Here is a 12,813-nt window from a genome sequence, read left to right on the forward strand (position 1 = left end):
ACAGTCAAATCATAAAAATAGTAGGAGGAATTGCAAGTGAAACATATAAAAATAGGATTATTAGGTCTAGGAAATATTGGTAAGGGTGTATGGAACATTGTAGAAAATAATAAAGATAAAGTAGAAAACTATCTTGGAAACAGTTTAGAAATTAAGAAAATTTTAGTTAGAAATATACACAAAAATAGAGATATTAACGTACCAGAAGAAATATTAACCACTAACCCTAAAGAAATCATTCAAGATCCTGAAATTGATATCATCGTTGAGGTAATAGGCGGAATAGATACTGCTTTTGAATATATTAAGGAATCCTTCCAAAATGGAAAGCATGTTGTTACAGCTAACAAAGCAGTTATTGCAACCCATGGTGATATTCTCCATAAATTAGCAAAAGCGTCAGGCGTATCATTAAGATATGAAGCAAGTGTAGGTGGAGGAATCCCTATTATTAATACTTTAACACAAAGTCTTTCTGCAAATAAATTTGATGAAATTGTAGGAATTATAAATGGAACAACAAACTATATCCTTACACAAATGAGTGACTTTGGGATGGATTTTAATGAAGCTTTAAAATTAGCTCAAGAAAAAGGTTATGCAGAAGCAGATCCAACATCTGATATTGAAGGAGAAGATGCAGCTTTCAAGTTATCTATTTTAATTTCTGAAGCCTTTGGCATAAGAATTTCTCCTAAAGATATCCCGAGAGAAGGAATCACTAAAATTTCTAAAAAAGATATTGAATATGCCTCTCAATTAGGCTATAAAATTAAATTATTTGCTACTGCAAAAAAAGATGAAAATAATTTTAAGTTCTATGTACACCCTACATTAATACCAATAAACCATCCATTAGCTTCTGTAAGTAATGAATTCAATGCACTATTTATTCGTGGAAATGCAGTAGGAGAATTGATGCTTTATGGTAAAGGAGCAGGTTCTATGCCTACTGGAAGTGCTGTAGTAGGAGATATTTTAGAAATTGGTAAACTCATTGAAACCGACTACAAAGCTCAATCTACTGATTCTTTTAAGGAAACAGATTTAAATATTATTGGTGAAGGCATTGGTCAATATTATATTCATACAGAAGTAATAGACGAACCCGGAGTACTTGGAAAAATTGCATCTACATTCTCAAGGTATGATATCAGCTTAAAATCTGTAGTACAAAGAGCAAGGGGTAACCACTTTGTTCCTCTCATCTTCATCACTCATGAAGTAGATCGTTCTCAATTAGATAAAGCATTAGAAGAAATAAAGTCCAATGGATTAGTAAATGAAATTGCAAGTATATTAAGAGTAGAAAATCTATAATAAAAAGTCAACAGGATTAATATCCTGTTGACTTTTTATTTTCCTTTTAAATAATCCATTCTATGACGAATCTTTTTTTCGTATCCATTTTCTGTAGGAGCATAATATTTTGTCCCTATTAAAGAATCTGGTAAATACTGCTGTTTTACATAACCATTTGGATAATTATGTGGATATAAATATATGTTATCGTTTGTTACTTTACTATGGTTATTTTCCATCCTTCTAGCCGTCATATCCCTTATATGTGTGGGTACCCCACCAATATCTTTATTTTTAATATCTTGTAAAGCTTTATTAATTCCTACGTAGCTTGCATTACTCTTCGGAGCTGTTGCTACATAAACAGCTGCTTGAGCAAGAAGTATTCTTCCTTCAGGCATGCCAATAAATTGAACTGCTTGGGCAGCACTATTTGCAACAGCTAATGCATTTGGATCTGCATTGCCTACATCTTCTGAAGCTGCAATAACAATTCTTCTAGCAATAAATACAGGGTCTTCTCCTCCATAAAGCATTCTAGCAAGGTAATGTAGCGCTGCATCAGGATCTGATCCTCTCATACTTTTAATAAAAGCTGAAATCACATCATAATGAGCATCACGATTTTTATCATAATGAATATGCTTTTTTTGTAAACATTGTTCTACAACCTCAAGACTTATATAAACTTTTCCGTGTTCATTTTTTTCTGTAGTAAGTACTGCTAATTCTAACGCATTTAATGCTTTTCTTGCATCTCCATTGGCAGCACTACATAGAAAACTCACAGCTTCCTCTTCTAAATGAACTTGAAACATGCCTAGTCCATTTTCAACATCTGTTACAGCTCTATGTATTACTTTTTTCATTGCAATTTCATCTAATAGTTTTAATTGAAACAACATAGATCTAGAAATTAATGCATTATTTACTTCAAAAAAAGGATTTTCCGTTGTAGCACCGATCAATACGAGTGTACCATTTTCAACATATGGTAATAATCCATCTTGCTGCGCCTTATTAAATCGATGAATTTCATCTAAAAATAATATAGTTTTTTTATTATACATGCCAAGAACATTCTCTGCTTCTTTTACTACTTCCTTTAAATCCTTTATTCCTGATGTAACTGCATTTAATTGAACAAAATTTGATTTTGTTGAATTTGCAATAATTCTCGCTAAGCTAGTTTTTCCGGTTCCTGGAGGTCCGTAAAGAATCAATGACGTAATTCGATCTGCCTTTATTGCCCTCCATAAGAGTTTTCCCTTTCCTAAAATATGCTCCTGCCCCACAAAGTCCTCTAATTTTTGTGGTTTTAATCTTTCTGCTAAAGGAGCATCTTTTTTTATATTTTGTTCTCTCACCATATCAAACAAGTCCATATTTCTCACCTTTTCTTTTGGAAATAAAAATTCAATTACAGTGTATCATAGATCCTAATCATTCCAAAATATTTAAATAGAAAACATTCCATGAAAACTCCTATGCTCACGCCAATAGTATAACAAACTAAATCACTCCACAAAAATCCAAAACCTAATACAAGTCCTCCTAGAATCGTTTGTCGAATCCCATCAATCCAAGGAGCATGATACAATTGGGTAATTTCTATAAAATAAGAAAATAATACTGCAAAACTTCCTACAAATAACGTGGTTGCATTTTTGAATAATAATCCTATCAGTAGAAAAATCATTAACGCCCACAGTGTATCTCCTGCATAATCCCCTATCCATCTAGGTAAGTATGAAGCTAAAGTTCTTGAACTTAACCCTAGCAGAACAACAAAAATAATTAAAATGCTGTATATCCATCTATTTCTTTCTTTTATCATAATTTCATCACCTTTTCTATTCTCTATTATACATAAAAAACACCTACAGGGTAGACTTTTTTAATTAAAACTTTCTCCTTCAGGTGAAGTAAAGTCTCCATCTGAAGTTTTCATGTTTTGCTCTAGCAAAACAAGTTCACTTGTCTACTCTGTAGGATACATTTTAAAATTTTTCAAGTACTTATCTTATTTAATAATCTGCGTAACATCCGTTTTATTCAAATCATTTATTTTCTTGCTTATGTTTAAAGCAAATACAGCTGTCATTATTGTTGTAAGTAAATCTGCAATTAGTTGCGTATAAATAACACCATCCAATCCAATCATCTTAGGTAAAATCAATATTATAGGAATAAAAAAGATCCCTTGTCTTGCCATATTGAGTACACCACCTACCTTTGCCTTTCCAATAGCTAAAAATAACGTTGAATAAACAAATTGAAATCCAAAGGAAATGAACATAATGGTATTTGCTTTCAAAGCATGATCTGCAATACAAATAACTGTTATATTATCACTAAACATGGAAACAATAAATTTTGAAAAAATGAATATAAGTATTGTCCAAATAATACAAAAGCCTGTAGTCCATTTAAGAGAAACATTTATTGCTTCCCTTAGCCTTTTATAATTCTTGGCTCCATAATTATATCCTGCAACAGGTTGAAAACCTTTCATGTAACCAAATACAACATAAAATCCTAAGGAAACGATTCTAGTAACAATTCCCATAGCCGCTACTGCAGCATCTCCATAGTTACTAGCTGTCATATTTATAAGTCCCATAGCCATGCTTGTAAGTAACTGCAAAATAAGCATTGAAATTCCTATCTTAAATATCTGTGCATATATTTCCTTATCTAAACTAAAATATCTAAAGGATACTTTCACATAACTCTTATCTCCAAAAATGTACCTTATATAAATGAACATAGTCACACTTTGTGCTACTAGAGTAGCAATAGCTGATCCTTTTATTCCTAAATCTAATGTATATATGAATAATGGATCTAAAATTATATTTAAAATGGTACCTGTAAGCATTGCAGTAAGTGAAATGCTAGCAGCTCCTTGTGATACGGCTAAATTTCCCATTGCTACATTAAATGTACTTACAATTGATGCAATAATAAATATAATGGCATAAGCTTTCGCATAAGGTAATATGGTTTTAGTGGCTCCCATAAAAACCAAAACTTGATCAATAAAACTCAATAAAAATATTGCCAAGATAATCCCGATGCATACACTACTAAATAATGCAATTGACGCAACTCTATTAGCTTTCTTTCCATCTCCTGATCCTAAAAGTCTTGAAATATAAGACCCGCCTCCACTTCCAAAAGTAAGGCCTACTCCTGAAAAAATAAGTTGTATAGGAAATGCTACGAATACTGCAGCCATAGCACTTGTTCCAAGTCCTCCTACAAAGTAGGCATCCACAACATTATAAAATGCAGTTACAAGCATAGCTACAATCATAGGTATTCCAAACTTTAATAAGACTTTTGAAATATTTCCTTCACTCATTAATTTGATTCTACTCTTTCCGTTCATAATAAATTCTCCTTTCTAATTAACTATTGATATTGATTGTTTTTTTCACTTGAAAATTGTTTTCTGTATGTATTTTATGACATAATGCCTATCAAATCAATATGCTAATACACACTCAATATTCAAATCAACAAAGCCCTTACATCCCTTATAAATACTGAATTTACATTATATTATTTAAAAGATTATTTGTAATATGATGATATTATCTTGTTATATGGTGATATCTTTTTTGGTAAAGTAAGGATATAATTAGAAATATGAAAATAAAAGAAATCATTTTTATATAGACAATTACTATACACGAATAATATATTTCAACATTGAAAGAATACTAACAAAAAACTAGGAGGAAACTGTTTTGATCAAATCTCTTGGAAACTATTATGCAAGTGCATTTACTCAACTCAACTTTATATATATCCCTCAATTGTCCCACCCTCGCGATCATATGTATAAAATGTCACCAACTCATGGAGAAGGAACCATTCGTCAAATTAATTGTAATGACCTATTTTTTGTATTAATTGCAGATTTTACACCAAGAGAGAATTTCGTACGCATCTCTCAAATCCGTGAGGATTATTTAGAAATAAGTCAATTTGAAACAGATTCTAGTTCTTTTAAAGTAGGCGGAAAAAAACTAAATCATGTTGAGAAAGGTATCTGCTGTTATATCAATACTAGCAAAACTGTGTATACTCATTGTGAAGAAAAAAAACCTACCCGCTTTACTAAAATATTGATCACACAAGATTATTACGATAGCTTTTTAAAAAAACGTTTTGGAGATGGGTATACAAATCCTAAAGATGCTGTTCATTTTTTATCACAAAACCCAAATTTACCAGAGTTAAATTATATTTTTCAGCAAATTAGGGATTGTAAAGCACAGGGAAATTCCCAGCAATTATATTTTGAAAGTAAAGTGTTAGAGATTTTATCCCTTGTTACAGATAATTTAGAACAAAGCAAAAAGAGAATCCATCTAAGTGTAAGACTTGATAAAAAAGATTTGCGAGGATTAAAAAAAGTAGTTCACTTTATAAAAAAAGACTTATCGGCTTACCCTTCTATCATCCAATTAAGTAAAATCGCCAATATGAGTACCACAAGATTTCAAATGGCTTTTAAGCAAACTTACGGAACAACCGTTTATAATTTCTTAAAAGAAATACGTATGAACTATGCTCTTTTACTACTAAAAGATTCAGATTACAGTATCAAAGATATTGCAGCAAAAGTTGGTTATGCCAACGCTGGACACTTTGCAGGAATTTTCAAAAAAACCTATGCCATAAAACCAAAAGAGTACCGAACCCTCCATCAGATAAAATAATCTATATCTATTATGAAATTTTGAGATACTTTTGCTTATTTTTTGATCATTTTTTGATTATTTTTTGTTAAATAACCCTATTAACTACTTGACGATTTATCCTTTGTCTGCTAACATAGTATTATTACAATTTTGACACAATTCGCCATAATATGAACATAGCCCTATTAAATTAGGAATTTTATGGTGCAAACTAGGAGGACCTATGGAAAATTTTTCTAAAAGAATTACATCTATGCAAGCATCACCCATTCGAAAATTAGCCCCTTATGCTGATCAAGCAAAAGCAGATGGGAAAAAAATATATCATCTGAATATTGGGCAACCTGATATTGAAACACCCCAAAATTTCATGGAAGCCATAAAGAATTTTGATGAAAAAGTATTAGCCTATACTTCATCACAAGGAATTCCTGAATTAATTAAAGCAGTGATTAAATACTACAAAAAATATGATATGCATTTTGAAAATGATGAAATCCTCATCACAAACGGAGGAAGTGAAGCTCTTCTTTTTACACTATTAGCTATTGCAGATTATGGAGATGAGGTAATTATCCCTGAACCCTTCTATACAAACTATGCTGGATTCAATGCTATAGCAGGTATAAAAACTGTTCCACTTATAACAGAAGCTTCTTCGGGTTTTCATTTACCAAAAAAAGAAGAAATTGAAAAATTAATCACCCATAAAACAAAAGCCATACTCATAACGAATCCTGGAAATCCAACAGGTGCTGTTTTTACAAAAGAAGAAGTAAACTTACTAGCTGATATTGCAAAAGAACATAATTTATTTATTATCTCTGATGAAGTCTATAGAGAATTTGTATATAATGGTCTAAAATTTAAAAGCTTCGGTTGTATTCCTCATATAAAAGATCAAGTAATATTGATTGATAGTGTATCCAAAAGATTTAGTGCTTGTGGTGCAAGAATCGGTGCTATTTTAAGTAAAAACAAAAAATTAATGGCTCAGATTTTAAAAATCTGTCAAGGACGACTATGCTGTCCTACCCTTGAACAAATTGGTGCAACAGCCCTTTATGATGTTCCTGAAGACTACTTTAAAAACGTACATGCTGAATATCAAAAAAGAAGAGATATTCTTTATCGTAAGCTACAAGAAATTCCAGGTGTCATTTGTCAAAATCCAGAGGGAGCTTTTTATGTAATTGCAAAGCTACCTGTTGAAAATGCTGAAGAATTTGTAATATGGTTATTAAAGGATTTTGACTTGAACGGTGAAACCGTTATGTTTGCACCTGCTCAAGGATTCTACACCACGCCAAATGCTGGAAAGAACGAAGTAAGAATCGCATACATTTTGAATGAAAAGGATCTAAAAAGAGCCATGGATATCTTAAAAATCGCTCTTGAGAAATATCCTAAAAAGAAATAAAAAAAAACACATTCCTTTACTAGGGAATGTGTTTTTTTTATTATTTTCCACAACATTTTTTATATTTTTTACCGCTTCCACAAGGACAGGGGTCATTTCTTCCTACCTTATTCTCTTTTACAACGGTTTTAGCTGTTCTTTGTACTTTTGTTATTTCTTTTCTTTTTTGTTCATCTAATATTTCATCCCATTGTGGAAGAGTATATAAATAATCTGCTTTTGCTTCTAGCATATTATAGTAAAGCTTTTCAAAATCAATATCTAACTTTACAGCACTATCCTCTGTAATCTCTTCTAAATCTAATTTTTCCTTCAAACTTTCATTGATTCCATCTAAAAAACCCATAATATATTCATTAGAAGTCTCATATTCCCCCGTTAATTCCTTTACTACCCCTTCAAAGGCTTGACCATGATTTTCTAAAACATTTTCATAGATTTTTTTCTCTGTCTTTGCATATTCATTCCAAAATTTATCAAAACTTTGTTGTGTTTCATGTTCATATGCTATTGTTCTCCAATTTTCAACTAAACTCATACATCCTTCTCCTTTTTATTAAAAGTTTTATCCATAGAATTTTACCACATAATACATCCTATGTCACCTTAAACTTAAACAATTCTTTTCAACGCATTGAAACTAGCTACTATAGTCTTTTCTATATCTTCTTCGCTGTGAGCCGCTGAAATAAAAGAAGCTTCAAACTGTGATGGTGCTAAATAAATGCCTTGCTTTAGCATCTCCTCAAAGTAAACACTAAACTTGTTGGTGTCACTGCTCATGGCTGTTTTAAAGTCAACAACTTCTTTTTCTGTAAAGAAAATAGACTGCATAGCTCCTACACGATTAAAGGCTGCCTTTACTCCAAGTTTTTGTGCATTTTCTTTTAATCCATCCGCTAAAATTTTAGATTTTTTTTCTAATTGGTCATAAATCTCTGGATGATCTCTTAATATCTTAAGTGTTACATATCCTGCAGTCATAGCTAGTGGATTTCCAGATAAAGTTCCTGCTTGATAAACAGGTCCTATAGGAGATATTTTTTCCATAATCTCTCTTTTTCCTCCATAAGCACCTACAGGAAGACCTCCTCCAATAATTTTTCCAAAGGTCGTAATATCGGGTTTCACATTATATAGACTTTGAGCACAATGGAAAGACACTCTAAATCCTGTCATTACCTCATCTATAATCAACAACGCCCCATATTCTTCCGTTATTTTTCTTAAAGCATTCATAAAGGATTGTGTAGCTGGTACAACCCCCATATTTCCAGCTATAGGCTCAACAATTACTCCAGCTATATCTTCCCCATACTCTTTAAAAATTTCTTTTAATGTCTCTATATCATTATATTGTGCTGTAATAGTATTTTTTGCAATATCCTCTGGAACCCCTGGACTATTTGGTACCCCAAATGTTAGAGCCCCTGATCCTGCTTTAATGAGTAGACTATCTGAATGTCCATGATAGTTTCCTTCAAACTTTACAATCATTTTTCTTCCAGTATATCCTCTTGCAAGTCTTAATGCACTCATAGTTGCCTCAGTTCCAGAATTAACCATTCTGATTAATTCCACAGAAGGTACTGCCTCACAAACTAATTTTGAAAGCTTTGTTTCAATCTCTGTAGGCGCACCATAGCTTGTTCCTAAATCTATAACTTTTTTAAGGGCTTCTGTCACTTCCTCATGAGCATGTCCTAAAATCAAAGGACCCCATGATCCTACATAATCAATATATTCATTGCCATCTACATCATAAATCTTACTTCCCTTTCCCTTCGTGATAAATGGAGGGTCCATAGAAACAGATGAAAATGCCCTTACAGGACTGTTTACACCACCAGGAATAACTTCTTTTGCTTCTTCAAACAATATTTTTGACTTTTGAAAGTTCATCTTTTATTCCTCCCTTAACCATTTAGCAGCATCTTTGGCATGATATGTAATGATAATATCTGCTCCTGCTCTTTTCATAGATAATAATTTTTCTAAAACAATTCTTTTTTCATCAATTAAACCTTGTTCTGCTGCCGCCTTGATCATTGCATATTCACCACTTACATTATAGGCTGCTAAAGGCATATTGAAATTATCTTTTACTCTTCTAATCACATCTAAATAAGAAAGGGCCGGTTTGACCATAACAATATCTGCACCTTCTTCTATATCTAGTTCAACTTCTCTTAATGCTTCATCACTATTAGCAGGATCCATTTGATAGCTTTTTCTGTCTCCACATTCTGGTGCTGAATTGGCAGCCGCTCTAAATGGTCCGTAAAAAGCAGAAGCATATTTTGCACTATAAGCCATCACAGAAACTTCACTAAATCCATTTCTATCTAAAGCACTTCGAATAGCACCTACTCTTCCATCCATCATATCTGAAGGAGCTACCATATCCGCACCTGCTTTTGCATGAGATAGAGCAATTTTTGATAGATATTCTAAAGTTTCATCATTGTCTACATAACCATCTCTTAAAATACCACAATGTCCATGATCAGTATATTGGCACATACATATATCTGTAATAACTAATAAGTCCTTATTGATTCTTTTTATTTCTCTTATTGCTCTTTGAACAATTCCATCATCACTGTATGCTTCACTTCCAAAGCTATCTTTTTTATTAGGTAATCCAAATAAAATTACTGCTTTTATTCCTAAATTTATAATTTCATCTATTTCATTTTTTAACATATCAATAGAAAAGTGATAATTATTTGAAAGACTTTCTATCTCTTGTTTTATCCCTTCCCCTTCTACTACAAATAATGGATAGATAAAATCATTTACATTTAGTACTGTTTCTTGTATCAATCCTCTTATAGCAGCGTTTCTTCTTAATCTTCTTGGTCTATTTAGTAAATTCATCTTAAGTCCCCCCTATTTACTGATTATACTCATTATTGATAGCTGTAACAAGACCATCAATTGTAAAAGCTTTTGCCTTTATATCTATATTTAGTCCCAGTTTTTTTGCAGTTTCTTCAGTAATAGGACCAATAGAAGCCATTTTCTTCCCTTCTAATAATTCTTTGTTATTCTCTCCTAAAATTTCAATGAAATTTCTAACTGTAGAAGAACTTGTAAATGTAATGACATCTACATTTTTATCTTTAAGGATAGCAATAAGCTTTTCTTGATCCTGTTTTGGAATCACTGTACGATAAATGTGAATATCATCTACAACAGCCCCTAGATTTTTCAATTCTTTAACTAAAATTTCTCTAGCAATATCTGCTCTTGGTAAAAGAATATGCTCCCCTTCTTTAATTTTATCTTTTAAACCATGAATAATGGCTTCTGCTCTATATTCTTCAGGTACATATTCAATCATGAGCCCTTTATCTTCTAAAACTTTCGCAGTGGCAGGTCCTATAGCTACAAGTTTTGCATTTAAAAGACTTCTTATATCCATATTTAGTTTTTTCATTCGATTAAAAAATGCAGCTACACCATTCACACTAGTAAATATAATCCATTTGTATTTTTCTATTTGTCCTAATGCTTGATCTATTATATCAAAGCTTTCAGGCTTTTCAATTTTTATCGTTGGAAATTCTACTGCTTCAGCCCCTAAATCTTCAAGCTTTTTAGATAAATGGCTTGCTTGTTGTCTTGTTCTTGTTACCAAAACCTTTTTCCCAAATAAAGGTTTATTTTCATGCCATCTTAAACTTTCAGATAAATTTACTACTTCTCCCACAATAATAATAGATGGATTTTTTAGTCCTTTTTCCATGACCTTTTGATGAATATTATTAAGAGTTCCTTCAACCTTTTTTTGTTCCGTAGTCGTTCCCCTCATAATCACCGCTACTGGCCTTTCTGGGCTTTGTCCATATTTTATAAGGCTTTGACAAATTTTATCTAAGTTTTTTATACCCATTAAAAATATAAGGGTTCCTTCTAATTTTGCTAAAGCTTCATAATCTACAGAGCTTTCTTCTTTTGTTGGATCTTCATTCCCTGTAATCACATGAAATGATGAGCTTACATTTCTATGGGTTACAGGTATTCCTGCATATGCTGGTACAGATATAGCTGAAGTAATACCAGGAACGATTTCAAAGCTAATCCCATTTGCTCTTAATTCTTTTCCTTCTTCTCCACCTCTACCAAACACAAATGGATCTCCACCCTTTAGTCTAGCAACAACTTTTCCTTCTAATCCTTTTTTCACAAGGAGCTGGTTAATTTCTTCTTGGGTATACGCATGATTATTTGGAGCTTTTCCAACATAAATCAGTTCAGCATCTTCCCTTGCAAATTTTAATAATTTAGGACTTGCCAATCGATCATATAATACCACATCAGCCTTTTGAATACATTCTATACCCTTAAGGGTAATGAGTTTATAATCTCCAGGGCCTGCTCCTATCAGAAATACTTTTCCTACCCCCACACTAATCACCTACCTCAATATTTTTTAAAATCTCTTCTCCGCCCTTTTCTAGGCTCAACTTAGCCATTTTTATTCCTAATGCTTCACATTGATTTTTCTCACAGCAGTCCTCAAGTTTTATTAGTTTTTTCCCATCTGGTGCGGCTATTACTGTAGTCATAAAAATTTTATCTTCTTTTAACGTCGTATATGCACCAATAGGTACATGACACCCTCCATTAAGTGTTCTCATAAAGCTTCTTTCAGCTTTTACTGCCAATTCAACATTCGGATTATTTAATGTCTTTACAACAGATTCTACAAATAGATCATTTTTTCTAATCTGAATCCCTAATGCTCCTTGTCCAACGGCTGGTACACACACCTCTTCTGAGATAAATTCTGATATCTCACTTTTCCATCCCATTCTCATAATCCCTGCAGCAGCAAGAATTACACCATCTAAATTCATGGTTTCTATTTTTTCCATTCTTGTCTTTATATTTCCACGAATAGGCTCTATCACAAAATCAGGTCTATAATATAATAATTGGGCAGCTCTTCTTAAACTACTTGTACCAATTCTTGCTCCTGTTGGTAATTTATCAAGACTCAAACCATTTTTACTGATTAAAATATCTCTCGTATCTTCTCTATCTGTAATGGCTCCAATGATTAAATCATCTACCATTTCTGTTGGTACATCCTTCATACTGTGTACTGCTAGATCAATATGACCATTTAAAAGGGCTGCTTCAATTTCCTTTACAAACAACCCCTTCCCACCTATTTTGTCTAATGTCTTATCTAAAATTTTATCTCCAATAGTCTTAATTTTTACAACCTCATATTCATATTGAGGAAATTTCTCTTTTAATCGATCAATCACCCAATAGGTTTGTTTTAGCGCAAGTTCACTCGCCCTCGAACCCAGAATAATTTTCTTTTTTGTCATTCTTTTCACCTTTTCATCTATAATTTTG

At 32.2% G+C, this 12,813-nt stretch carries 11 protein-coding genes; 3 read left to right on the forward strand and 8 right to left on the reverse strand.

The features are described 5' to 3' along the window. Window positions 1-36: 36 nt before the first annotated feature. Window positions 37-1,320 (forward strand): homoserine dehydrogenase, encoded by a 1,284-nt coding sequence (locus K7H06_RS10700; RefSeq protein ID WP_223039850.1) that lies wholly within the window; start codon window positions 37-39, stop codon window positions 1,318-1,320. Window positions 1,321-1,355: 35 nt separating this feature from the next. Here K7H06_RS10700 and K7H06_RS10705 read toward each other — a convergent pair whose 3' ends face one another. The 3 genes from K7H06_RS10705 to K7H06_RS10715 form a co-directional block, all read right to left on the reverse strand. Further along, window positions 1,356-2,687 carry a replication-associated recombination protein A gene (locus tag K7H06_RS10705; protein ID WP_223039851.1) on the reverse strand — a complete coding sequence of 444 codons (1,332 nt, stop codon included), beginning with the start codon at window positions 2,685-2,687 and terminating at the stop codon, window positions 1,356-1,358. 35 nt (window positions 2,688-2,722) lie between these two features. After that, window positions 2,723-3,139: a ribosomal maturation YjgA family protein gene (locus tag K7H06_RS10710; protein WP_223039852.1), complete on the reverse strand. Its 417-nt coding sequence runs from the start codon at window positions 3,137-3,139 to the stop codon at window positions 2,723-2,725. 186 nt (window positions 3,140-3,325) lie between these two features. Then, window positions 3,326-4,696, reverse strand: coding sequence for an MATE family efflux transporter (locus tag K7H06_RS10715; protein ID WP_223039853.1), 1,371 nt, complete (start codon window positions 4,694-4,696; stop codon window positions 3,326-3,328). Window positions 4,697-5,057: 361 nt separating this feature from the next. Between K7H06_RS10715 and K7H06_RS10720 the strand changes: the two genes are divergently transcribed. After that, window positions 5,058-6,035, forward strand: coding sequence for a helix-turn-helix transcriptional regulator (locus K7H06_RS10720; protein WP_246637687.1), 978 nt, complete (start codon window positions 5,058-5,060; stop codon window positions 6,033-6,035). 205 nt (window positions 6,036-6,240) lie between these two features. Next, entirely contained in the window at window positions 6,241-7,437 is a 1,197-nt protein-coding gene (locus tag K7H06_RS10725) for a pyridoxal phosphate-dependent aminotransferase (RefSeq protein ID WP_223039854.1), read from the forward strand. A gap of 40 nt (window positions 7,438-7,477) precedes the next feature. Here K7H06_RS10725 and K7H06_RS10730 read toward each other — a convergent pair whose 3' ends face one another. From K7H06_RS10730 to hemC, 5 genes are all read right to left on the reverse strand, one after another. After that, window positions 7,478-7,975, reverse strand: coding sequence for an SEC-C metal-binding domain-containing protein (locus K7H06_RS10730; protein ID WP_223039855.1), 498 nt, complete (start codon window positions 7,973-7,975; stop codon window positions 7,478-7,480). Window positions 7,976-8,049: 74 nt separating this feature from the next. Beyond that, a complete protein-coding gene (hemL, locus tag K7H06_RS10735; RefSeq protein ID WP_223039856.1) occupies window positions 8,050-9,339 on the reverse strand; it encodes a glutamate-1-semialdehyde 2,1-aminomutase in 1,290 nt (429 codons plus the stop codon). Between the two features lie 3 nt (window positions 9,340-9,342). Further along, window positions 9,343-10,317, reverse strand: coding sequence for a porphobilinogen synthase (gene hemB / locus K7H06_RS10740; RefSeq protein WP_223039857.1), 975 nt, complete (start codon window positions 10,315-10,317; stop codon window positions 9,343-9,345). Between the two features lie 16 nt (window positions 10,318-10,333). Beyond that, the gene (cobA, locus tag K7H06_RS10745; RefSeq protein WP_223039858.1) at window positions 10,334-11,851 is read right to left on the reverse strand and encodes a uroporphyrinogen-III C-methyltransferase; all 1,518 of its coding nucleotides are present in this window, start codon (window positions 11,849-11,851) and stop codon (window positions 10,334-10,336) included. 1 nt (window position 11,852) lies between these two features. Next, window positions 11,853-12,785, reverse strand: coding sequence for a hydroxymethylbilane synthase (gene hemC / locus K7H06_RS10750; protein ID WP_223039859.1), 933 nt, complete (start codon window positions 12,783-12,785; stop codon window positions 11,853-11,855). Window positions 12,786-12,813: the final 28 nt, after the last annotated feature.

Source organism: Crassaminicella profunda, assembly GCF_019884785.1.
GTDB lineage: Bacteria > Bacillota > Clostridia > Peptostreptococcales > Thermotaleaceae > Crassaminicella > Crassaminicella profunda.